Source organism: Dyella sp. NPDC103356 (genome assembly GCF_055584465.1).
Map to the genome: position 1 here is coordinate 501,505 of NZ_JBVJLZ010000002.1, position 22,429 is coordinate 523,933.

Here is a 22,429-nt window from a genome sequence, read left to right on the forward strand (position 1 = left end):
GCGGCTGCGGGTTGCCGCTTGCCCTGATTTGGACACCGTTACTCATGATCGCCTTTCGTCATTTCGCCTTGCGCCGCGGCAGCCGCCTGCTGCTTTCCGACATCGACCTGGTCATCCAGAGCGGCTGGCGGCTGGGTGTGGTCGGCCGTAACGGCTGCGGCAAGTCGAGCCTGTTTGCCGTCCTGCAGGGAAAGCTGGAGGCCGATGCAGGCGAGCTGGACCTGCCGGCCAAGCTGCGCCTCGCCTCGGTGGCCCAGGAAACCCCGGCGCTGCCGGACCCGGCGATCGACTATGTCATGGGTGGCGATGAAGAGCTGGCTGCGGCATTGCGCGACGAGTTCGATGCCCAGGCGCGCGGCGACACCGAGGCGATGGCCATGGCGCATCACCGCATCGAGGAGCTGCACGGCTACGACGCCCGCGCCCGTGCCGGTCGTCTACTGCATGGCCTGGGCTTTGCGCCGGAGACTCATGAGCGTGCCGTGCAGGAGTTTTCCGGCGGTTGGCGCGTGCGCCTGAACCTGGCGCGCGCCCTGATGGCGCCCTCGGAACTGCTGCTGCTCGACGAGCCGACCAACCATCTGGATCTCGATGCGGTGCTGTGGCTGGAAGAATGGCTGCGGCGCTACCAGGGCACCTTGCTGGTGATCTCGCACGATCGCGAATTCCTCGACGGCGTGATCTCGCACACCCTGCATTTGAATGAAGGCCGCGGGCGGCTCTACACCGGCAACTACAGCGCCTTCGAGCGCCTGCGCGCCGAGCAGTTGCGTCAGCAGCAGATCGCGCACGAGCGCGAGCAGACCGAGCGCGCGCATCTGCAATCGTTTATCGATCGCTTCAAGGCCAAGGCGAGCAAGGCCAAGCAGGCGCAGTCGCGCATGAAGCGACTGGAAAAAATGGCCGGCACCGAGGCGGTGCGCGCCGAGCGCGCCTTTCGCTTCCAGTTCGCCGTTCCCGATCGTCTGCCCGATTCGATGCTGCAGCTGGAAGCCGTCGAGGCGGGTTATCCGGGCGAGGGTGCAGAACCGCCCGCCTATATCCTGCACGACGTACGTTTTCGCCTGGAGGCCGGTGAACGGATTGGTCTGCTCGGTCCCAATGGCGCGGGTAAGTCGACCCTGGTCAAGACGCTGGTCGGCGAGCTCACGCCGCTGGACGGTGAGCGCAAGGCGCATAAGGACCTGAAAATCGGCTACTTCGCCCAGCACACAGTGGAAAGCCTGCGCGAAGGCGCCAGCCCGCTCGAGCATCTGCAGGACAAGGCGCCAGGTGTCGGTGCCCAGGTGCTGCGCGATTTCCTGGGCGGCTGGAATTTCGCCGGCGACCGTGCTTTTGAATCGGTGGATGGCTTTTCCGGCGGCGAGCGTGCGCGTCTTGCGCTGGCGTTGATTGCCTGGGACAAGCCCAACCTCCTGCTGCTTGACGAGCCGACCAACCATCTCGACCTGGACATGCGCGAAGCCCTGGCCGATGCGCTGGCCGATTTCGATGGCGCGCTGGTGCTGGTGTCGCATGACCGCCATCTGCTCGGCATGGTCTGCGACAGCTTCTGGCGCGTGGCCGACGGCAAGGTCGAAAGCTTCGATGGCGATCTGGACGACTACGCACGCTGGCTGCGTTCGCGTGGCAATGCAGCGAAGAAAAAAGACGGTGCAGCTGCGGCCGCGCCGACAGAGTCCGCCGCGGATCGTCGCCGCGCCTCGGCGGCGCAGCGTGAAAACGAAAAAGTGTCGCGCCAGCGCATCAAGAAACTGGAAACGCGCATCGCCACGCTCGATACGGAACTGACGACGCTGGATCAGCGCCTGGCCGATCCGGATGTCTACAACGGCTCCACGGCCGAATTGATGAAGCTCAGCCAGAAGCAGGCCGAGCTGCGGCGCGAGAAGGAAACCCTGGAAGGCGAGTGGATGGCGTTGTACGAAACGCTTGAATCCTGAGGCGGCTTTTTAGAGGTTTCTAAAATCCTTTCCTATTCGTCATTCCGGCGAAGGCCGGAGGCGTTTTTCAACAGCGAAGCTGGTCATCCATTCCTCAGTCCCTTGCTTGTCAGACAACATTTGGCAAGCCGTTACGCTGAGGAATGGATCCCGGCCTTCGCCGGGATGACGATAGGGAGAGGTTGCTTGAGGTTCTTTTCAACGCCCCGCAGCGCGATCAAACGCCGCCGCACGGGTCAACTCGGATGTACTGCTAAAAAATCGCTGCCGTAGCTGCGCGACCAGTGCATCGTGTTGGGCCGAAGGTAGCGTCTGCTGATCGATCTGCGCACGCTGCTCGGCATATTGCGCATAGCGCGCCTGCCAGTCCTGCCGAGTCTGTTCCATCTGCACCGCCCGGTTGGCCGCTTCCGGTCCCATCGTTTGCGCTACCTGGTCACGAATCTCATCGACGGATGCACCCTGGGCCTGCAACGCCATGACACGGGTAATCGCGGCATCCTGTTGCTGGCTGCGTTTGCGCAAGGCGCGCTCATCAGGTGGCAACTGCGCATCGAGTTGAGCGAGCCGTGCGGCCTTTTCTGGCGCAGTCAGCGATGTATCCGCGTTGATACGCAAGCGTTCGAGATCGTTGCGCTGGCGCTTCAGCTGGTCGCCGAAGAACACATCGCTCCAGCCATCTTGCCCAAGATAGCGATCGGCCAGTTGCATGCGCTGGTCGAGACTCTGCGCGATCGCTTCGATATCCGGCCCTTTGCCTGCTTGCCCCGGAGGTCCTGGCAGTTGCGCGACGGCGGCGAGATAGGCCCGATAGCGCTGCCATAAATCGACCGCCTCGGCCGCCGCAGGCTTGCGGCCCAGTTGGGTCGCGATGCTGTCCTTGACCATCAGATCGAGCGTCGACGGCGCGGTTTCATGCTGCGCCGTTAGGTAGTAGTCGAAGAACTCGCGCACCTGGCGTGTATGCGCGAGATGGCCGCCTGCATCGACAGGCAGCGTCGGAATATCCGTGCCCGCAAGCGAGGACGGGGTCGCGGTGGAAGAGGTTGCTGCGAGGCCGGATGGCGTTGCCAAAGAAGGCGCCGATGCCGCAGGCTGCGACATTGGTGCCGAGGGCTGGTGCTCGGACGTCGAATGTCCGGTAGCGAGCAGCGCAGCCGCTGCCGCACCTGCCATACCCAGGACAACCATCCAGCCGGCACCGGTAAACCGCATCGTTACAAGCCCTGGTTCTTCAAGCGATTGACGTGATTACGTATGACAGCGACAGGGTCCTCGGCGTTCCCGCCCAGTACGCCGAACTCCTGGTTCACCTCGTCCAAGTGGTTCCAGTGATAGCTGGTGCTGAGTACCTGACCGTAAAGCGCGCGACAGGCTTCGACCACGCCGTCGTTCGGCCCCGCGCCCAGATTGGTCAGCATGAAGCCGCCGACGCCGGCGAGCGCCACCGTGGTGGGATCTTTCACATTGGCCGAGTCCAGGGCGCCGCTCACGCTGGTGTCCTTGCCGGCCACGGTGACGCCAAACACCTTGACCGGCTGGATCGCCGTGCCCGCCCATGAATACAACAGATGCGTATTGCCATCGACGGTCTCGCTCGGCGAGCCGCTCCGGCAGCTGCCCTGGGAGCCGAGCCCAGCGCTTGGATAGTGCTGATTGAACTGCGCGGTGCCGTCGGAACTCACCGCGACCAGCGCCGCTTCGGCGTTCTGATTGGTGCTGCCGCTCTGCAGGAATCCGAACGCGTCGACCAGCGCGGCGACCGCCGCTTCGCCGACGCCGCTCGGGTCGATGCCGAACACGCCTTCGACAAAGTCGCCGACCTGCGAGCCGCGATGCGGCGTGCCGATGGTTGTCACCGAAGCAACCAGATCGGGCACGACGGCCGCGGCGTAGCGCGAGGTCAGGCCACCCTGGCTGTGTCCGATCAGATTGACCTTGGGCGCGCCGGTCTGCACCAGGATCTGTTGAATATAGGCAACCAGCTGCTCGCCGCGTCCGTTCGGGCCTTCGTCGGACTGAAAACTGGAAATGTCCGGTACGAACACGACCGCTCCATGCGATTCCAAGTCGCTTTGCACGCCATACCAATAAGGATTGCCGCCCAATCCCGTCGGCGAGCCGGCCAGACCGGTGACCAATACGATCGGATATTGCGTGGCGTCGTAATGGTCGATAACGCCGGGAGCATTTTGTGCAAATGCCGGTGAGTCACCGATCATCGGTAACGCCTGCAATGCCAGGCCCATCAACACTCTCAGCATCAGCGGGCTTCGGCGCTGACCGCCTTTGGAATCGATCGCATGCGACATTATTCCTGCCTCCATTGCAAAAGGTCAGCGCATTAAGCCTGTGCGATTTTCAACCGACAATACGAATATTTCGCTTATATCGCTATTTATTTTGTGGCTCACAAAATCAATGTGAAGATATTTTCATGTGCATTGAATGGCATGGTTATTGCGACATTTCATAATCAAGAAAATTCACAAACCCTTTATCTGCAGTGTCAGAGCACGCTATCGGCCCGGACGGGCATGCGGTAACCTTCCGCCCTTGTTGTTGAGCCGGTAGATATCGAGGCATGCGCGAAACCACCATCGAACCGTTGCAATGGTGGTTGCCCGACCTGGCCCGCTTCAGCCCCGAACACCCCTTGCGCTCGCTGATCCCGCGGGCCGATCCCTTGCCCGAGGGACCGAAGGGATATCTCGCGGGCCTCGAAAGCTATTTCATTTGCCCGGGTGGTCTTCCCGCTGCTGCGCTGACGCGCGAGTTGTTGATGGGCGATGCCGCGGACGCGGCGTGGCTTAGCGCGGACCCCGCCTGGGTGCAACCCGATCTCAATGGCGCACGCCTGCTTGCCTGCGGGCAGCTCGCATTGACCATGGAAGAGGCCGCCGCGTTGGCGCGGCCACTCAAGCCCGTGTTTGGCGACGCGGGCATGCTGCTGGAAGTCTCCTCGCCGGACCGTTGGCATCTGCGGCTGCCCAAGGACAGCCAGATTCCGGCATTCGCGTCGCCGGAACGCGCCCTGGGCGAAGACCTGTTCGAGCATCTGCCACAAGGCGCAGAGGGCCGGCGCTGGCGGATGCTGATCAACGAAACGCAGATCCTGCTGCATCAGCACCCGGTCAATCAGGCCCGTAGCGAGCGTGGGTTGCCACCGGTCAATAGTCTTTGGTTCTGGGGCGGCGGTACGCTGCCTGCGCATGTACGTACTTCACTGGCCGCGGTGATCGGTGATGACGTATTGCTCGGCGCGCTGGCCGGCAGGGCGGGGTTGGTCATGCAGCCGCGTACACCTTCAAATGTTGCTCTGGCACGCGCCGGCGGCATGATCGATCTGCAGGACTTGCCGGTCGACGTTATTGCCAATGACTGGTGGCCGAGCTTGGAGCCGCTGCTGCGCGCGCAGCCCGTGCAATGGGTGTTTGCCAGCGGCGAGCGCTTCGTGCATCGGCCATGGCATCGCTGGCGTTTCTGGCGCAAGGCAGCTCGATGATGCGTTTGCAGTTGCACCGGCGCAGCCTGCAGGGCGAGCCCAGGGGCTGGGGCGATGGCGTGCACCCGGTGCTGCAGCGGATTTTTGCGGCGCGCGGCGTGTTCGAACCCATGCAGGCCGAACATCGCCTGAGCCGCATGCTGTCGCCGCAGCAATTGGGCGGTATGGACGAGGCCGTCGCATTGCTGGTCGAAGCGATTGCCCATGACTGGTCGATCCTGATCGCCGGCGACTACGACTGCGACGGTGCCACCGGTACGGTCGTCGCCATGCGCGGCTTGCGCATGCTTGGCGCGCGCCACGTGAACTACGCCATACCCAATCGCTTCGTGCATGGCTACGGCTTGAGTCCGGCGCTGGTCGAATCCCTGCAACCCAGACCGCAGCTGATCGTCACCGTCGATAACGGCGTGGCCAGCATCGCCGGTGTCGAAGTCGCCAAGGCGCTGGGCATCCGCGTCATCGTGACCGATCACCACTTGCCGGGCGAGCAGTTGCCGGCCGCCGATGCGATGGTCAATCCCAATCTTTCTGGCGATGGTTTTCCCAGCAAGGCATTGGCCGGTGTCGGCGTGATGTTCTATCTGTTGCTGGCGCTGCGTGCACGCATGCGCGAACTGGGTAGCTTCGGCGAAAGTGCAGGGCCGGATCTATCGGTGCTGCTCGATCTGGTCGCGCTAGGGACGGTTGCTGACCTGGTGCCGCTCGATTACAACAATCGCGTACTGGTCGAGGCCGGCTTGAAGCGCCTGCGCAGCGGTCGCGGTTGCGCAGGCATCGCGGCCTTGATCGAAGCCAGTCAGCGCAGCGTCGCCACACTTTGCCCAAGCGATCTGGGTTATGCCGTAGGGCCGCGCCTGAATGCGGCCGGTCGTCTCGAAGACATGCGTATCGGCGTGGAATGCCTGCTTACCGACGATGCGCCACTGGCACGGCGCTATGCGCAGCAATTGAGCGCGATCAACCAGGAGCGCCGCGACCTGCAGGCGGCGATGGTCGCCGAAGCCGAAATCATGGTGGGGCAGGCGGCGCAGACCGATGCGGTGGGCGTGGCCTTGTATGAGCCGAGCTGGCACGCCGGTGTGGTCGGTCTGGTCGCCTCCAAGCTGAAGGAGCGCCTGCATCGCCCGGTGATCGCCTTTGCGCCGGCCGGCGAAGACAACCCGCACGATTTGCGTGGATCGGCGCGTTCCATTGGCGGCTTTCATATTCGCGACGCGCTGGCCATGATCGATGCCCGCCACCCGGGCCTGATCGAACGCTTCGGCGGTCATGCCATGGCCGCCGGTCTGAGTCTGAAAACCGAAGACTACCCTCGCTTTGCCGACGCCTTCGATGCGATCGCGCGCGAATGGCTGAGCGAGGAAGCCTTGCAGGCGATGCTTTATACGGACGGTGAGTTGCCGCCCGGCGCATTTACCCTCGATCTCGCGCGTCAGCTCCGTTACGCGGCACCGTGGGGCCAGGCGTTTCCCGAGCCCTTGTTCGACAACGTGTTCGAATGCGCGCAATGGAAACCCATGGGCGAAAAGCACCTGCGCCTGAGCCTGCGCGATCCCCGGGACGGTGCCGTGCACGATGCGGTGATGTTCAATGCCTACGATGGTACGCCTCCGCCGCGAGCGATGCGTGCAGCCTACGAGCTGGTGATCAACGACTGGCAGGGACGCGAAAGCGTGCGCTTGCTGTTGCGGCATATCGAGCCGGTCTGATTGGCCGCACTACGATCGATACGGGAATTAGCCCACTCCTTCACGCCTCTTTATCCCCGCAAGGCTCAGCTTAGCGTCGTGTAACGCGACAACAGTCGCAGGAGGCCACCATGATTGTGCAAATGACCGATCTGCCGGCTGGCGTGCTCGGATTTACTGCGCACGGCCAGGTTACGGCCAGGGACTATGAGTCGATCCTGATACCGGATATCGAAGCGGCGTTCGCGCTCACTCCGAAATTGAGCCTGGTGTTTCACCTGGGCGAGGACTTTACCGGCTTCGATGCCGGCGCCATGTGGGACGACGTGAAGTTCGGCTTCCGCCATATCACCGGTTGGGAGCGCATTGGCATCGTGACCGACGTGGGCTGGATACGCACGATGTGCAAGATGTTCGGCTTTGCCGTGCCCTGCGAGTTGAAGCTGTTTCACAACAGCGAACTTCAGGAGGCCAGGGACTGGGTTGCCGAGATGCACGAGATGGCGTGACGGGCACCACGGTTGGGTGCTTGCGTCGGCGCCCACCTTGTGTTGAAGTCGACCCATGACTTCCGTCGCCACCAGCTCGCATCTGAACTACGCCGCCCATGAGGCACGTGGCCCGGTTGCTGCTGGCCTGAATAATAACGCCAATAATAATCCCCGCATTGACGGGTGGGCCGGCGTGTAGACGAGATAAAAGTCATCACATACGCAAAGGGCCCGCCAACCGCGGGCCCTTTTTTTTGTCATGTCGTTTCGGGCTCCAACAACGTCAATCGAAGGGAAAGCCAACATGTGCGCGATATTCGGGATGTTCGATCTTCAACCGGGCGACGATCTGGCCGCCTTGCGTCAGCAGGCGCTGGAGCTGTCGCAGCGCCAGCGTCACCGCGGCCCGGACTGGAGCGGTGTATTTGTCGATGCCGGGGTGATCCTGGTGCATGAGCGCCTGGCCATTGTCGACCCGGCCAGCGGTTCGCAGCCGCTGCGCTCGCGCGACGGCGATCTGGCGCTGGCCGTCAATGGTGAGATCTACAACCACCGCGAACTTCGTGCCGCGAGCGGTTACGACTTCACGACAGGCTCCGATTGCGAAGTCATCAACGCGCTCTATCGTGAGTTCGCTGCACAAAAGGCCCCGGCAGGCGATTTCGTGAGTCGACTCAACGGCATTTTTGCTTTCGCGCTCTGGGATGGCCAGACGCAGCGCTACCTGATTGCGCGCGATCCGATCGGTGTGTGTCCGCTGTATTGGGGACACGATAGCCAGGGACGTTTGTGCGTGGCCTCGGAAATGAAATCACTGGTCGGCGTGTGTGCGGATGTTGCACCGTTCCCGCCCGGTCATGTCTACGACAGTCTCGACGGACAGTTGCGCAGTTATTATCACAAGCCGTGGCGCGACCACGAAGTCACCCGAGGGCATAGCGTCTCTCCGCAAGACCTGCGCCAGGCCTTCGAGCAGGCTGTGCATCGGCAGCTGATGACCGACGTGCCGTACGGCGTGTTGCTTTCGGGCGGCCTCGATTCATCGCTGGTAGCCGCTTGTGCCGCACGTTTCGCCCGCGAGCGCGTCGAAGACGACGATCGCAGCGAAGCCTGGTGGCCACGCCTGCATTCGTTCGCCATCGGCCTGGAAGGCTCGCCCGATCTTGCCGCGGCGCAAGTGGCGGCCGATGCGCTGGGCACGGTGCACCATGGTTTCGTCTACAACTTCTGGGAAGGGCTCGATGCCTTGCCTGAAGTCATTCGCCATATCGAAACCTACGATGTCACCACCATTCGCGCATCGACGCCGATGTATCTCCTGGCGCGACGGATCAAGGCGATGGGCGTAAAGATGGTGCTATCGGGCGAAGGCTCGGACGAGATCTTCGGCGGCTACCTGTACTTCCACAAGGCACCGTCGGCCGAAGCGTTCCACGAAGAAACCGTGCGCAAGCTCGACGCCTTGCACAGCTACGATTGCCTACGCGCAAACAAGGCGATGATGGCCTGGGGCGTGGAAGCGCGCGTGCCTTTCCTCGACCTGGATTTCCTCGATACCGCCATGGGGATGGATGCCAAGTACAAGATGGCCGGGCAGGGGCGTATCGAAAAAGCCGTGTTGCGCGAGGCATTCCAGGGCGCCTTGCCCGATGCGATCCTGTGGCGGCAGAAAGAACAGTTCAGTGACGGCGTGGGCTATGGCTGGATCGATGGCCTGAAGGCGCACGCCGAGCAGGCCATCAGCGATCGCGAATTCGCCGCGGCGGCGACGCGTTATCCGTTCAACACGCCGGCGACCAAGGAGGCGTATCTGTATCGCCGCATCTTCGAGCGCTTCTTTCCTGGCGAGGCCTGCGCGGCGACGGTGCCGGGCGGCAAGTCGATCGCCTGCTCGTCGCCGGCGGCATTGGCCTGGGACCCGGCATTTGCGGCAGCAGCGGATCCGTCGGGGCGCGCCGTACGCGATGTCCATCAGCAGGCGCTGGCAGTCTGAGCCAATCACGGTTGGGATGCCGGGCGGTTCGATCGCCCGGCATGATCTCAATGCAGATTGGGGTGCAATAGCAGGCACATGTGCTGGTGCTTGAAATCCATAAGGAAATCCATGTCGCGCAAGGCGCCTGCGCCAAGGGTGATGGGCCAGCGCACCGCGCTTTCCGTGAGTACGTCGAAGTACACCTCGATCGGTTGACCGGAAATCTCCAGCTTTACCTTGGCATGGTCGGTATTGGCCAGATGCTTTCCACCGATGTCGTTGACCTCACGTTTGCTTCGACGCAGCGCCGTGGCCTGTTCCAGCGCCTTGGCCGTGCCGAGCAGGTACAGATAGGCGCCGGTATCGAGCCTTACCTTGCTCCATTGCCCCTCGATGGGCATCGGTACCACCAGGCCCAGACCGTCGCCCCAGAAGGTGCTGCTGATCAGCATCGGTGCATCGCAATAGGTATTTTCGGTGGCAGCGTCACCGACGGTCAGGGTGTTTCGGCTGATGCGTACGCTTCCCAGCGGGGCGATCATGTTGATGCCCATGAGCGAGATACGCGTGTTGCTCACGATCAATACGGGAATGTTGTGCCAGACCACCGGACCGACCTTCAATTCCTTAAGCAACCCACGTTTGCCCGGCTCCTGTTTGGTGATCCAGCCGCTGAAGCTGATCGGGGTGTCCAGCACTTCCACCCCCAATTTGCTGGCCTGCTCTTCGCTGATCGCCACGTCATGGGCACCGGAATCGATCAGCAGGTCTATCTCATGACCGTTGGCTTGTGCCTTGACATGCGGGCTCGGATCGCGCTCGGAGTAAACCAGCGGAAGCTCGAAGCCTTGCGCGGGCACGTCGACGGCGAAGACTGACTGCTTGTTGATCCGGCTTGCATAAGCCTTCATGCGCGACAACTGCACGTCCACGCCGTGTCCTTCGAAGCGTTTGACCAAGGCAGCTTCCATGGCATAGGCGTCGGCATCGCGTCCGGCTAGGTGCAGGTTGGCGCTTTCGAACTGACCGCACATGATGGCCGTGCCCGGGCGGCTGTCGATCAGCGTATCCATGCAGGTTTCCGCATCGCGGGAGGACGCATCGAGGTTGTAATGCATCCGCTCGATCACCATCGCCGAGACGATATGGATTACCGGATCGGTCGAGGTCTTGTAGATATCGGCCACGGTTTGCAGATCGGCATCCTGCATGGCGCTGTAGATCTTCGTGATGACAGGGTCGTTACCCTGGGGTGTTGCGACGTCGTCGGCTATGCCCGAGCCGATCCAGAACAGGGCGGCGCCACAAAGCAGCGCGATCATGCGCGTTTTGGTCTTCATGAGTTTCATGAGCTTCCTTCGATGCGGATACGGAACGCACGCATACATCGTCGCCTCGCCTGATTCGAGTCGATCGAGTAGACATGTATTAGCGTGTGCCCCTGAGCGTGCGGTCATTCCCTGAACGATGTCGCTATTCCCGCGCCGATCATACGAGCGATGCGGATCAGGTTCTTGCGAGCATCGGTCAGTCGTGCCGGGGCATTCCGGCGGCCAATCCGATGCCGATCAGGATCAACGTGCCGAAGACGACCAGCACCATGCCGATCGCACAGCCAAGCAGCGTATAGGCTGCCTCACGCCGTCGTCGGGCACGGAACAAGGGAACGACGCGAGCCGCCATTGGCAATACGACGATGGCCAATGGGCCCAGGACACCGGGCCAGATCAGCTTGGCGCCGGTTTCCCAGGCCATAGCGTCGGCCAGACATAGCCAGCCGATCGCCAGCGCGGCCCCGATCAGGCTGAGCCCGATGCCGATCAACAGGCAAACCCAGGCGCGGGAAAGGGCGGGGCGTTCGATCGATGTCGTCATGCGGTCGAGTTTGGCAGCAAAGGCGCCGTTTACCTACGCGGGGCCGGCCCGTCTGCTATCCTTATGGGTCAATCTCAGCCACGACATTCCAATGATCGAGACCAATCCGATCCACGCGCAAATCGCCGACCTTACCGGTCGCGTCGAGTCGCTTAGGGGGTATCTTTGACTACGCCACCAAGCGTGAGCGTCTCGAAGAAGTAAGCCGCGAACTGGAGAGTCCCACCGTGTGGGACGATCCGCCGCGGGCACAGGAACTGGGTCGCGAGCGCGCCCGCCTGGACACCATCGTCAACGGTATCGACACGCTCACCGCCGGCCTCGCCGATGCGGGCGAGTTGCTGGACATGGCCGCGGCCGACGGCGACGAAGACACCGCCAACTCCGTCGTAACCGACCTGGGCAAGCTTGAGGCCAAGGTGGCCAAGCTCGAATTCCAGCGCATGTTCTCCGGCAAGATGGACGCCAACAACGCGTTCGTGGACATCCAGGCCGGCGCCGGTGGCACCGAGGCGCAGGACTGGGCCGAAATGCTGCTGCGCATGTACCTGCGCTGGTGCGAATCGCGCGGCTGGAAGACCGAACTGCTCGAAGTCAGCGGCGGCGACGTGGCCGGTATCAAATCCGCCACCTTCCGCGTCGAGGGCGATTACGCCTATGGCTGGCTGAAGACCGAGATCGGCGTGCACCGCCTGGTGCGCAAGTCGCCGTTCGACTCGGACAACCGCCGCCATACCAGCTTTACCTCGGTATTCGTGTCGCCGGAAGTCGACGACGATATCGATATCGACATCAACCCGGCCGACCTCAAGACCGACGTCTATCGTTCGTCCGGCGCCGGCGGTCAGCACGTCAACAAGACCGAATCGGCCGTGCGTATCACCCACGTGCCGACCGGCGTGGTGGTGGCCTGCCAGACCGAGCGCAGCCAGCACGCCAACCGCGACCGCGCCATGAAGATGCTGGCCGCCAAGCTGTACGAGCTGGAAGTGCAAAAGCGCAATGCCGAAAAGGACGCGCTCGAAGCGACCAAGTCGGACATCGGCTGGGGCAGCCAGATCCGCAACTACGTGCTCGACCAGAGCCGCATCAAGGATCTGCGTACGGGCATCGAGCGTTCGGATACGCAAAAGGTGCTCGACGGCGACCTGGACGAATTTGTCGAGGCCAGCTTGAAATCGGGCCTGGATGCGGGCGCGAAACGCCTGGACGCCTGACCTCACCGTTGTTCGTCATCCCGGCGAAGGCCGGGATTCAGTGCCTTGTCGCACGGCTGAAGTCACTGGGTCCCGGCCTTCGCCGGGACGACGGATGAGAGGTTGTTGTAAGTTCGAGCATTCGCCACGCCACACGCGTTCGGCTGGCTCATGAAATGCTGCTATAAACCATCCACTACACATCTGTACGACCGGAACCACAGCGAATGACCGACGAAAACACGCCGCCCATCGACGAGAACAAGCTGATTGCCGAGCGTCGCGAGAAACTCAAAGGCTTGCGCGGGCAGGGCGTGGCATTTCCGAACGATCATAAGGTCGACGCCTTCGCCGGCGATCTTCAGACCGAGTTTGCGGACAAAGACGTCCATACGGCCGAATCGATCGAAGCCATCGCGCGTCGCGTCAAGGTGGCCGGGCGCATCATGCTCAAGCGCGATCAGGGCAAGGTGGCCTTTGTCCAATTGCAGGATTTCACCGGGCGTATCCAGTTGTTCATCCACCAGGGTACGGTGGGTGAAGAGACCTATAAGGCTTTCAAGGGCTGGGACGTAGGCGACATCGTCGGTGCCGAAGGCGCACTGATGCGCACCAAGACCGGCGAACTGTCGATCAAGGTCGATGCCTTGCGCCTGCTGACCAAGAGCCTGCGTCCGCTGCCGGACAAGTTCCATGGCCTGGCCGATGTCGAGCAGCGCTATCGTCAGCGCTATGTCGACCTGATCGTGACCGAGGAGGCGCGCCGCACGTTCGCACTGCGTTCGCGCATCATCGGTTACATGCGCCAATGGCTCGAGGCCGAGCCGCGTCGTTTCATGGAAGTGGAAACGCCGATGATGCACATCATTCCCGGCGGAGCCACGGCACGTCCGTTCGTTACGCACCACAACGCGCTGGATATCGATCTTTACCTGCGCGTGGCGCCGGAGCTCTACCTCAAGCGCCTGGTGGTCGGCGGCTTCGACCGCGTCTACGAGATCAACCGCAACTTCCGCAACGAGGGCGTGTCGACCCGGCACAACCCCGAGTTCACCATGCTGGAGCTGTATCAGGCTTACGCGACTTATCACGAGATCATGGACCTCACCGAATCGGTGATCCGCGATACGGCGAAGAAGGTCCTGGGCACGACGGCTCTTACCTGGGACGGTGCAGCCATCGATGTCGGCCCGGCGTTCCGTCGCTGGAAGATGGAAGACGCGGTGCTCGAGCACAACCCCGAGATCAAGCGCGAAGAGCTGCGCGATCGCGACGCGATGGCGGCGCACGCCAAGCGCCTGGGGGCACAGGTCAAGCCAGGTTATGGTTGGGGCAAGCTGCTGCTGGAGATCTTCGAGCACACGGTCGAGCACACCCTGATCCAGCCCACCTTCATCATCGACCATCCGGTCGAGGTGTCGCCGCTGGCGCGTGAGAACGATACGGACAAGGGCATCACCGATCGTTTCGAGCTGTTCGTCAACGGCAAGGAATTGGCTAACGGCTTCTCCGAATTGAACGATCCGGAGGATCAGGCGGCGCGCTTCCAGGCGCAGGTCGATGCGAAGGATTCCGGTGACGACGAAGCCATGCATTTCGATGCGGACTACATCCGTGCGCTCGAAGTCGGCCTGCCGCCGACCGGTGGCCTGGGTATTGGTATCGATCGCCTGGTGATGCTGTTGACCGATTCGGCGTCCATCCGCGATGTATTGTTGTTCCCGTACATGCGGCCGGAAGCGTAGCGTTTCACTTTCTGGACAGGGGCAGGTCATGACAAGAACCCACGTTTTGCTCAGTGGCCTGTTTGCTCTCGCGACGGCGGCGTGCTCGCCGTCGTCCGACCAGGCATCACCACCCCCGTCCGACAAACCCGCTGCGACCGCGACGGTTGCAGCACCGGCACCGGCGACATCGGTCAATGACGATACTGCCGTGGCCAAGGTCAACGATGCAGTCCAGCGCCATCACCTGACCTCGCTGAAGCCCGATTGCCTCGACTACATCATTGGCGATGAAAGCCAGGATGGCATCGATATCGATGTGCATGAGAAACACAACGAACATTGCAGCGGCGATCCGGAAACCTCGCCGCGCCTGTTTTCGTTTCATGTCGATCACGCAGGCAAGCTGACTACCGATGCTCTCGATCCGGCCGATGGTGAGATGAAGCCGATCGACTGAAAAAAACCTCGAATAACCTCCTACTCGTCATCCCGGCGCAGGCCGGGACCCAGTGGCTTCAGTTTCCGCTTTTTGCGATAGAGCGAAGTCTTGTTGGCTCTCGCGATAACCAGTCACAAGGCCACTGGATCCCGGCCTGCGCCGGGATGACGGTAGGGAAAACTGAGGTTATTCGAGGTCCCCTGAAGTCGCCTCCATAAAGGTAACGCTGGTCCATCTCCGTACGAATAGCTACCTGAACACGCCACTTCAGGAGCCCACTGCAATGACCCTGCTCAACAAGCTCAGCGTCCTCCTGGCCGGACTGATGGCCATGACCGCACTGGACGACGCCTGTGCACAAGCAGCAGGCTCCAACGAGAGCAAACGCCTGGTCGTAGTCGAGCTGTTCCAGAGCCAGGGTTGTTCATCCTGTCCGCCCGCCGAGGCGAATCTCAACGCGATCGCCGCGCAACCCAACGTGCTGGCCTTGTCGTACGCAGTGACTTACTGGGACGACCTGGGTTGGAAAGACACCTTCGCTCAGCAGATGTTTACCGACCGCCAGTGGACCTATGCGCAACGTCGTGGCCGCGACAATGTCTGGACCCCGCAGGTCTACGTCAACGGTCGCAAGGATATTGTCGGCACGAGCCGCTCGCAGCTGGATGAGCTGATAGCGGACTCGTCTGCCGCCACGACGGCATCGCCAGCGATCACCTGGCAACCGACTCGCCTGAGCATCGGCGCGGGCACCGGTGGCGACTACGACGTCTGGCTGGTGCGCTACGACCCGCGCACGATCGACGTGCCGATCGGCGCCGGTGAGAACAGCGGCCGCGTTCTGCCTCATCGCAATATCGTGCGCGAACTGGTGAATCTGGGGCACTGGAACGGCAAGCCGCAGGAGTTTGCTCTGCCGATGCCAAAAATCGCCGGCCTCTCTACCGCGGCGTTGATCCAATCGGGTCCCGGTGGTGCCATTATCGGTGCGGCCATCCAACGCTAGGACGTTCACCATGAATCGTCGCCAGGCCCTTTGGACCATCGCAGGTGCGGTCACGGCGGCGATGTGGCTGCCCCGAGCGTGGTCGCAGCGCGGCTACGAACGCGCCTCCGAACTCTACGGCGCGTTGCGCGAACAGCCGCACCAAAGTGTCGTCATCGGCGGCGGCACGCTCGACGTGGTTTTTGCCGATGGCGCGCCAGGACTCGACCGCGATCGGGTCATGGCCTGGATACGCAAGAGCGCCACGGCGGTAACGACTTATTTTGGTCGCTTTCCCGTTCGACACGTCGGTGTGTTGGTGATCGCCGAAGACAGTGGTCGCCTGGGTCCGGGCACCACGTACGGGTTCGATGGTTCGGCCATCCGCCTGCATGTCGGGCGCGATGCAAGCGACGATGCATATCGCAACGACTGGATGCTGGTCCACGAAATGACGCATCTGGCCTTGCCTGAAGTGCCGCAAGAAGGAGCATGGCTGCTTGAAGGCAACGCCACCTATATCGAGCCGATCGCGCGTGCGCAGGCCGGTCAGCTCGATCCTGACAGCGTATGGCAATGGTCGGTCGACGATATGCCCAAGGGGCAGCCCGCCAGCGGCGATCAGGGTCTCGATCACACCCATACCTGGGGCCGCACCTATTGGGGCGGCGCGACATTCTGGCTGCTCGCCGAGGTGGCGATCTACGAACAGACCCAGGGACGCAGCAGCCTGCAGGACGCCTTGCGCGCGATCAATCGCGAAAGCGGCGGCAATGGCAGTACATGGAGTCTGGACAAGGTCATGCAGGTCGGCGACAAGGCCACCGGTACGACCGTGCTCGCCAAGCTCTATGCCGACATGAAAGACAAACCCGTGCATGTCGACCTGGACGGCATGTTTCGCAAGCTCGGCGTCGGCGAGGCGAACGGCAAGATCGTATTCGATGACCACGCACCACTGGCACGCCTGCGCGAGCGCATCACCCGCAAGCCCTGAATGTCCAGACTCCGCATCGGCTAACATCATGCGCTTTGCGCCGATGGTTCCGAGGACAACGCCATGATGGCAACGCGCTGGTTTGCGATGATGTTGGGCGGCTTGGCCTTGTGCGCCTGTCAGGACAAAGACCCGAACACGGCGAAGACCGCGCCGGCTGTTGCAGCCGCCACCCCGGTATCGGTAGCCACGCCTCAGCCTTATCCGCGTTGCCCCGCCGATAACTACAAGTGCATCGATCTGCAGGATGCGTTGGATCCCGGCGAACACAGCAGCGTCCAGGTCCATTTCGCGGCGATCCCGCTGAAGATGGATACGCGTGTGGCCGATGGCGCGGTGTTGACCGGCACGGATGCCGTGCTGACGGATCTGCAGGTGTTGCCTTCAGGCAAGTTGATTGCGGTGGGCGGCTCCGGTCTTGCCGTGGCCCGTGCGGCGAACGAAGCGGCCGACACCTGGCAGATGGACAACTACTCGCACTTTGCCGATTCGCTGCGCGGGGTGAGCTTTCGCGACGATCAGCATGGTTTCGCGGTCGGCGACGGTGCACGTATCTTGCGTACGCAAGACGGCGGCGCGCACTGGGAAGTCTTCAATCGCAGTTTTACCGATCTGAAGAATCCGGAGTATCGCGACCTGAAGTTCGAAGGCGCGGCCTATTCGGTCGCGTTCGCTGATCCTCTGCATGGCGTGGTCGGCGGCGAAGGGCGTCTGTTGCGGACGAGTGACGGCGGCCAGCAATGGCAACGCGTGGCACAAGCGCTCGATGGCATTGCGATTCAGCGTGTGACCTTTGTCGACACCAAGCGTGGCTGGGCGGTCGGTAGCAGCGAGACCGTCTTGCGTACCGACGATGCGGGCGAGCACTGGGTCGTGGTGCCATTGCGTGTTGGAGCCTCCAGTGACCATGCAGACCGGCTCGCACATCTGATGGCGGTGAGTTTCGGTGACGCGATGCACGGCTGCATCGGTGGCGGCTTCAAGGTCTGGTGCAGCCAGGACGGCGGTGCCACCTGGACCGCCAGCGACGTGGCGTGGCCCAAGGGTGTCGACACCGGCGAAGACATGGCGATCACCGCATTGACGATGCGAGACGCTAACCAGGGCTGGCTGGTAACGCGCGAGGGCGCGCGGATTTTTCACACCGACGATGGCGGCCGTCACTGGTCGTTGTGGATGAGCGTCCCGCAGGCTTCCCAGGGCAAGCTTGGCGACGCGAATCTCTGGGGCCTGACTCTCGGCCACGATCACGCCTGGGCGGTTGGTGTCGGTACCCTGGCCAAGCCCGATGACGGCGTGGCACCTGAGAGCAAGCCCATCGTGGTGTCCTGGAAACTGTAGGGCACCCCTCCAAACGCGCTAGAATTAGGGGCTTACAAGCTCAAGGAGCGCGTTTTATGTGGTTTGCCATCATCGCCGAGGACGTTGCCGACTCCCTGGAAAAGCGTAAGGGTGCCCGGCCGGCGCATATCGATCGCTTACAGAAGCTGCTCGACGAAGGCCGCCTGTTCGTCGCGGGTGCCTTCCCGGCGATCGAATCGGAAGATCCGGGCCCGGCCGGCTTCACTGGCAGCATGATCCTGGCCCAGTTTCCCTCGCAGGCCGAGGCGCAGGCCTGGGCCGACGCCGATCCGTATGTGGCTGCCGGAGTCTATGCCCGGGTCACCATCAAGCCCTTCCGCAAGGCGTTGCCGGCGGCATGAGCATGGTCGACGACATCCGCCAGCGCCTCAGTGCAGCGCTGGCCCCGACTGAGCTGGACGTGCTCGACGAGGGCTATAAGCATGCCGGCCATGCCAATGAAGGCAAAGGACATTTCCATGTGCGTATCGTCAGTGCAGCCTTTGCGGGCCAGCTGCCGCTCAAGCGCCATCGCATGGTCTACGCCGCCCTGGATGGGCTGATGGACCAGGGAATCCACGCCTTGTCTATCGACGCGCAGGCCCCAAACCCGTAAATTAAAATAAATTCAATAACATGAATAATTAACCTCATGTTATTTCCACGCGCCAAACGCATTGCGGCTCCGGCCTGCGTTTGGCACAGTGCCTTGTCGCCCAACTGTCATGGGCCTACCCGATTCGCCGCTGGGAACGCATGCGCCTTACCACGATAAAACTCGCCGGTTTCAAGTCCTTCGTCGACCCGACCACCCTGCATCTGCCGAGCAATATGACCGGCGTGGTGGGGCCGAACGGCTGCGGCAAGTCCAATATCATCGATGCGATTCGCTGGGTGATGGGCGAAAGTGCCGCCAGTCGTCTGCGTGGCGATTCGCTGACCGACGTGATCTTCTCCGGCTCCAATGCGCGCAAGCCGGTGGGCCAGGCCACGGTCGAGCTGATCTTCGACAACTCCGACGGCACCATCCAGGGTGAGTACGGGCAGTACGCCGAAATCTCGGTCAAGCGCCAGGTGACCCGCGACGGGCAGTCGGGCTATTTCTTGAATGGTGCGCGCTGCCGTCGTCGCGACATCACCGATCTGTTCCTCGGCACCGGTCTGGGACCGCGCAGCTACTCGATCATCGAGCAGGGCATGATCAGCCAGATCGTCGAGGCCGCGCCCGATGAGCTGCGCACGCACCTGGAAGAAGCCGCCGGCATTTCCAAATACAAGGAGCGCCGCAAGGAAACCGAGAGCCGCATCAAGTCCACGCGGGAAAACCTCGATCGTGTGCGCGACGTGCGCGACGAGGTCGACAAGCAACTCGAACACCTCAACCGCCAGGCACGTGCCGCCGAGCGCTGGAAGGCGTTCAAGGAAGAGCAGGTACGCAAGGAAGCCGAGCTGCGCGCGCTGGAATACCGCGGCCTGAAGGGCCAGCACGATGGCGAAGGGGCCAGCCTGTCCGCCGCCGAAACCGAGATCGAAAAGCGCCTCGCCGAGCAGCGCCATATCGAAGCGCAGCTCGAAAGCGTGCGCGAGCGTCACACCGGCGCCAGCGAACACCTCAACAGCGTCCAGGGCGAGGTCTACAAGGTCGGCGCCGAGATCGCGCGCGTCGAACAGCAGGTGCGCTACAACCGCGAAACCGCCGACCGCCTGCAACGTGCGCAGAGCGATGCCGAGCGCGAACAGGCTGAATTGGCCGAACACATCGCCAACGATCGCCAACAGATCGAAACGCTGCGCACCGCGCTGGCCGAAGGCGAGCCGCGCCTGGAAGCGTTGCAGCAGATGCAGGACGACACCTCCGAAGCGCAGCGCGATACCGAAACCAAGCTAGCCGACTGGCAGCAACGCTGGGACGGCTACACGCGCACGGCTGGTGAAGCCAGTCGCGCGGCGGAAGTCGAACGCACCAAGCTGGCGTATCTCGATCGCCAGGCCGTCGATCTGGCCAAGCGTCGCGAAGCGCTGGAATCGGAGCAAAAAGCCACCGACGTGGCGGCGCTCGATGCCGCCGCCGAGCAGTTGCATACCGAACACGATACCCAGCGCGAGCGCGTCGAATCGCTAGGCACCTTGCTCGACACGCACAAGCTCAGCCATGAGAAGGTGCTCGACGAAGAGCGTCAGGTGCAGTCCGCACTGAACGAAGCGCGTCAGCAATTGCAGACCGCGCGTGGGCGCCAGGCCTCGCTCGAAGCCTTGCAGCATGCAGCGCTTGGCCAGGAAGAAAGCGCAGCCAGCGGTTGGCTGTCGCGCCTGGGCCTGGACAAGTCGCGCCGGTTGGGCGAAGCCCTGCAGGTCGACGCGGGTTGGGAAACGGCGGTCGAGACCGCTCTGATCGGTTTTATCGACAGTGTTCTGGTCGACGGTGCGAGCCACGTCGCGGGCGAATTTGCCGGGCTGGAAAACGCTGACATCGCTTTGATCGACGCTGCCGAAGGTAGCGCCGGCACGCCCGGTACCTTGGGCGCGCATGTGCGTGGCCCCGCAGCGGCGATCGCACTGCTCAACCAGGTCTATGCCGCGGAAACGTTGAGCGACGCGCAGCAGCGCGCCACTGGCTTGTCGGGCACGCAATCGGTCATGACGCGCCAGGGCGAATGGCTGGGTGCCGGCTGGGCGCGCCTGTTGCGCGGTCAGGGCAATCAGGTCGGCGTATTGGCGCGCGAACGCGAAATGCGCACGCTGGCCGAGCAGATCGTCACGCTTGAAGCGCGCATCGACGAGTTGACCGAGCAGCTCGATCAGCTGCGCACCGACAAGTTCGAGGCCGAACGCGCGCGCGACGACGCGCAGCGCGAGCTGTACAACGCGCACCGTCGCCAATCCGAACTCGCCGGCCAGCTGCAAAGTCACCGTGGCAAGGTCGAGACGGCACGCGCTCGCTCGGAAAAAGTCAGCGGCGAGCTGAGCGACCTGATCGCTCAGGTCGATGAATTGCAAAGCAGTACGCGCGAAGCGCGGGCACGCCTGGACGAATCGGTTGGCAACATGGGCGACCTGGAAGACCAGCGTCGCGAACTGGAAAACGAGCGGCGCGCCTTGCTCGAATCGCGCGAAGAAGCGCGCATGAATGCACGCGAGGCAGCCGACCAGGCGCATGCATTGGCCTTGAGCATGGAATCGAAGCGTTCCTCGCTGAGCTCGCTCGAGCAAGCGTTGGCGCGTATGGATTCGCAGCATCGTCAGGTCGAGATGCGCCGCAACGAGATCGTCGAGCAGCTGGCGGCCGGTACCGATCCGATCGCCGAACTGGAAGCCGAGCGTCAGACCTATCTCGATCAGCGCCTGCTGGTAGACAAGCAATTGGTCGAAGCGCGTCGCGCGCTCGACGACTGCGACGCCGAATTCCGTCGCCTGGATCAGGAGCGTCAGCGCACCGAGCAATCGTTGAACGGGCTGCGTGAAAAGCTCTCGGAGAAGCGCCTCGCCGCGCAGGCCTTGCAGCTACGCGCGCAGCAGCTCGCCGAGGCGATCACCGCCTCTGGCCTGGAACTCGATGCATTGTTGACCGAGCTGGCCGAAGACGCTGATGCCAGCCAGTGGCGTAAGGACCTGGGCGATCTGGCGCAGAAGATCCAACGCCTGGAGCCGGTCAACCTTGCCGCGATCCAGGAACACGCCGAACAAAGCGAGCGCAAGACCTATCTGGACAACCAGTTGGGCGATCTGACCAGTGCGCTGGAAACGCTCGAAGGCGCGATCAAGAAGATCGATCGCGAGACCCGCCAGCGCTTCAAGGAAACCTTCGACCGCGTCAATGCCGGCGTGCAGGAGCTGTTCCCGCGTCTGTTCGGCGGCGGCCATGCCTACCTGGAGCTCACCGGCGACGATCTGCTCGATACCGGCGTGGCCATCATGGCGCGCCCGCCCGGCAAGCGCGTGTCGAATATCACGTTGCTCTCCGGCGGCGAGAAGGCATTGACCGCCGTGTCGCTGGTGTTCGCGATCTTCGGTCTGAACCCTGCACCGTTCTGTCTGCTGGACGAGGTGGACGCGCCGCTGGACGAGGCCAACGTCGGTCGCTTCTCGAACATGGTCAAGGAGATGAGCGAAAAGGTGCAGTTCATCTTTGTCAGCCATAACAAGGCCACCATGGAGGCCGCCTCGCAATTGTGCGGCGTCACCATGCGCGAGCCCGGTGTGTCGCGTCTGGTGCAGGTGGATCTGGCCGAAGCGGCTAAACTTGCCGGAGCAGCTTGAGGAGCTA

Annotated in this window: 19 protein-coding genes; 15 read left to right on the plus strand and 4 right to left on the minus strand. The window is 62.6% G+C overall.

Annotated features, from left to right (window positions below; translation table 11 throughout):
* Positions 1–44 precede the first annotated feature (44 nt).
* Positions 45–1,943 carry an ABC-F family ATP-binding cassette domain-containing protein gene (locus tag ACZ6WW_RS05710; RefSeq protein ID WP_465273320.1) on the plus strand — a complete coding sequence of 633 codons (1,899 nt, stop codon included), beginning with the start codon at positions 45–47 and terminating at the stop codon, positions 1,941–1,943.
* A gap of 198 nt (positions 1,944–2,141) precedes the next feature.
* On the opposite strand, the gene ACZ6WW_RS05715 is transcribed toward ACZ6WW_RS05710, so the two are convergent.
* Positions 2,142–3,158, minus strand: a complete 1,017-nt coding sequence (locus tag ACZ6WW_RS05715) for a lipase secretion chaperone (protein WP_281848474.1) — start codon at positions 3,156–3,158, stop codon at positions 2,142–2,144.
* 2 nt (positions 3,159–3,160) lie between these two features.
* A complete protein-coding gene (locus tag ACZ6WW_RS05720) occupies positions 3,161–4,255 on the minus strand; it encodes an esterase/lipase family protein (RefSeq protein ID WP_465273321.1) in 1,095 nt (364 codons plus the stop codon).
* A gap of 272 nt (positions 4,256–4,527) precedes the next feature.
* Between ACZ6WW_RS05720 and ACZ6WW_RS05725 the strand changes: the two genes are divergently transcribed.
* The 4 genes from ACZ6WW_RS05725 (at position 4,528) to asnB (ending at position 9,623) form a co-directional block, all read left to right on the plus strand.
* Entirely contained in the window at positions 4,528–5,448 is a 921-nt protein-coding gene (locus ACZ6WW_RS05725) for a phosphoglycerate mutase (RefSeq protein ID WP_465273322.1), read from the plus strand.
* Positions 5,409–7,160: a single-stranded-DNA-specific exonuclease RecJ gene (gene recJ / locus ACZ6WW_RS05730; protein WP_465273323.1), complete on the plus strand. Its 1,752-nt coding sequence runs from the start codon at positions 5,409–5,411 to the stop codon at positions 7,158–7,160. Before ACZ6WW_RS05725 ends, recJ begins: the two co-directional genes overlap by 40 nt.
* Positions 7,161–7,270: 110 nt before the next feature.
* Positions 7,271–7,648, plus strand: coding sequence for a SpoIIAA family protein (locus ACZ6WW_RS05735; RefSeq protein ID WP_465273324.1), 378 nt, complete (start codon positions 7,271–7,273; stop codon positions 7,646–7,648).
* 286 nt (positions 7,649–7,934) lie between these two features.
* Entirely contained in the window at positions 7,935–9,623 is a 1,689-nt protein-coding gene (gene asnB / locus ACZ6WW_RS05740) for an asparagine synthase B (protein ID WP_465273325.1), read from the plus strand.
* A 47-nt stretch (positions 9,624–9,670) separates the two neighbouring features.
* Here the strand turns inward: asnB and ACZ6WW_RS05745 are convergent, their stop codons facing one another.
* Positions 9,671–10,945, minus strand: a complete 1,275-nt coding sequence (locus ACZ6WW_RS05745; protein WP_465273326.1) for a retroviral-like aspartic protease family protein — start codon at positions 10,943–10,945, stop codon at positions 9,671–9,673.
* 187 nt (positions 10,946–11,132) lie between these two features.
* Positions 11,133–11,480 carry a hypothetical protein gene (locus ACZ6WW_RS05750; RefSeq protein ID WP_465273327.1) on the minus strand — a complete coding sequence of 116 codons (348 nt, stop codon included), beginning with the start codon at positions 11,478–11,480 and terminating at the stop codon, positions 11,133–11,135.
* Between ACZ6WW_RS05750 and ACZ6WW_RS05755 the strand changes: the two genes are divergently transcribed.
* From ACZ6WW_RS05755 to smc, 10 genes are all read left to right on the plus strand, one after another.
* On the plus strand, positions 11,479–11,649 hold the full coding sequence (locus tag ACZ6WW_RS05755; RefSeq protein ID WP_465273572.1) for a hypothetical protein: 171 nt from the start codon (positions 11,479–11,481) through the stop codon (positions 11,647–11,649). The genes ACZ6WW_RS05750 and ACZ6WW_RS05755 overlap by 2 nt on opposite strands.
* A protein-coding gene (prfB, locus tag ACZ6WW_RS05760) for a peptide chain release factor 2 (RefSeq protein WP_281848482.1) occupies positions 11,572–12,697 on the plus strand; the annotation gives its coding sequence in 2 pieces (ribosomal slippage) (positions 11,572–11,646 and positions 11,648–12,697; 1,125 coding nt in all). Before ACZ6WW_RS05755 ends, prfB begins: the two co-directional genes overlap by 78 nt.
* Positions 12,698–12,903: 206 nt before the next feature.
* Positions 12,904–14,421 carry a lysine--tRNA ligase gene (gene lysS, locus ACZ6WW_RS05765; RefSeq protein WP_465273328.1) on the plus strand — a complete coding sequence of 506 codons (1,518 nt, stop codon included), beginning with the start codon at positions 12,904–12,906 and terminating at the stop codon, positions 14,419–14,421.
* Between the two features lie 28 nt (positions 14,422–14,449).
* Positions 14,450–14,860, plus strand: coding sequence for a hypothetical protein (locus ACZ6WW_RS05770; RefSeq protein ID WP_465273329.1), 411 nt, complete (start codon positions 14,450–14,452; stop codon positions 14,858–14,860).
* A gap of 265 nt (positions 14,861–15,125) precedes the next feature.
* On the plus strand, positions 15,126–15,848 hold the full coding sequence (locus tag ACZ6WW_RS05775) for a DUF1223 domain-containing protein (RefSeq protein ID WP_465273330.1): 723 nt from the start codon (positions 15,126–15,128) through the stop codon (positions 15,846–15,848).
* 10 nt (positions 15,849–15,858) lie between these two features.
* Positions 15,859–16,824: a hypothetical protein gene (locus ACZ6WW_RS05780; RefSeq protein WP_465273331.1), complete on the plus strand. Its 966-nt coding sequence runs from the start codon at positions 15,859–15,861 to the stop codon at positions 16,822–16,824.
* A gap of 63 nt (positions 16,825–16,887) precedes the next feature.
* Positions 16,888–18,165, plus strand: a complete 1,278-nt coding sequence (locus tag ACZ6WW_RS05785) for a WD40/YVTN/BNR-like repeat-containing protein (protein ID WP_465273332.1) — start codon at positions 16,888–16,890, stop codon at positions 18,163–18,165.
* Positions 18,166–18,221: 56 nt separating this feature from the next.
* A complete protein-coding gene (locus ACZ6WW_RS05790; protein WP_465273333.1) occupies positions 18,222–18,527 on the plus strand; it encodes a YciI family protein in 306 nt (101 codons plus the stop codon).
* Positions 18,524–18,781, plus strand: a complete 258-nt coding sequence (locus ACZ6WW_RS05795; protein WP_465273334.1) for a BolA family protein — start codon at positions 18,524–18,526, stop codon at positions 18,779–18,781. The genes ACZ6WW_RS05790 and ACZ6WW_RS05795 overlap by 4 nt, the downstream gene beginning before the upstream one ends.
* A 140-nt stretch (positions 18,782–18,921) precedes the next feature.
* The gene (gene smc, locus ACZ6WW_RS05800) at positions 18,922–22,422 is read left to right on the plus strand and encodes a chromosome segregation protein SMC (RefSeq protein ID WP_465273335.1); all 3,501 of its coding nucleotides are present in this window, start codon (positions 18,922–18,924) and stop codon (positions 22,420–22,422) included.
* Positions 22,423–22,429 lie beyond the last annotated feature (7 nt).

Coding starts and splice junctions, on each gene's coding strand:
- ACZ6WW_RS05710 (WP_465273320.1), top strand. CDS start 45: ATGATCGCCTTTCGTCATTTCGCCTTGCGCCGCGGCAGCCGCCTGCTG.
- ACZ6WW_RS05715 (WP_281848474.1), bottom strand. CDS start 3,158: ATGCGGTTTACCGGTGCCGGCTGGATGGTTGTCCTGGGTATGGCAGGT.
- ACZ6WW_RS05720 (WP_465273321.1), bottom strand. CDS start 4,255: ATGTCGCATGCGATCGATTCCAAAGGCGGTCAGCGCCGAAGCCCGCTG.
- ACZ6WW_RS05725 (WP_465273322.1), top strand. CDS start 4,528: ATGCGCGAAACCACCATCGAACCGTTGCAATGGTGGTTGCCCGACCTG.
- recJ (WP_465273323.1), top strand. CDS start 5,409: ATGGCATCGCTGGCGTTTCTGGCGCAAGGCAGCTCGATGATGCGTTTG.
- ACZ6WW_RS05735 (WP_465273324.1), top strand. CDS start 7,271: ATGATTGTGCAAATGACCGATCTGCCGGCTGGCGTGCTCGGATTTACT.
- asnB (WP_465273325.1), top strand. CDS start 7,935: ATGTGCGCGATATTCGGGATGTTCGATCTTCAACCGGGCGACGATCTG.
- ACZ6WW_RS05745 (WP_465273326.1), bottom strand. CDS start 10,945: ATGAAGACCAAAACGCGCATGATCGCGCTGCTTTGTGGCGCCGCCCTG.
- ACZ6WW_RS05755 (WP_465273572.1), top strand. CDS start 11,479: ATGCGGTCGAGTTTGGCAGCAAAGGCGCCGTTTACCTACGCGGGGCCG.
- ACZ6WW_RS05750 (WP_465273327.1), bottom strand. CDS start 11,480: ATGACGACATCGATCGAACGCCCCGCCCTTTCCCGCGCCTGGGTTTGC.
- lysS (WP_465273328.1), top strand. CDS start 12,904: ATGACCGACGAAAACACGCCGCCCATCGACGAGAACAAGCTGATTGCC.
- ACZ6WW_RS05770 (WP_465273329.1), top strand. CDS start 14,450: ATGACAAGAACCCACGTTTTGCTCAGTGGCCTGTTTGCTCTCGCGACG.
- ACZ6WW_RS05775 (WP_465273330.1), top strand. CDS start 15,126: ATGACCCTGCTCAACAAGCTCAGCGTCCTCCTGGCCGGACTGATGGCC.
- ACZ6WW_RS05780 (WP_465273331.1), top strand. CDS start 15,859: ATGAATCGTCGCCAGGCCCTTTGGACCATCGCAGGTGCGGTCACGGCG.
- ACZ6WW_RS05785 (WP_465273332.1), top strand. CDS start 16,888: ATGATGGCAACGCGCTGGTTTGCGATGATGTTGGGCGGCTTGGCCTTG.
- ACZ6WW_RS05790 (WP_465273333.1), top strand. CDS start 18,222: ATGTGGTTTGCCATCATCGCCGAGGACGTTGCCGACTCCCTGGAAAAG.
- ACZ6WW_RS05795 (WP_465273334.1), top strand. CDS start 18,524: ATGAGCATGGTCGACGACATCCGCCAGCGCCTCAGTGCAGCGCTGGCC.
- smc (WP_465273335.1), top strand. CDS start 18,922: ATGCGCCTTACCACGATAAAACTCGCCGGTTTCAAGTCCTTCGTCGAC.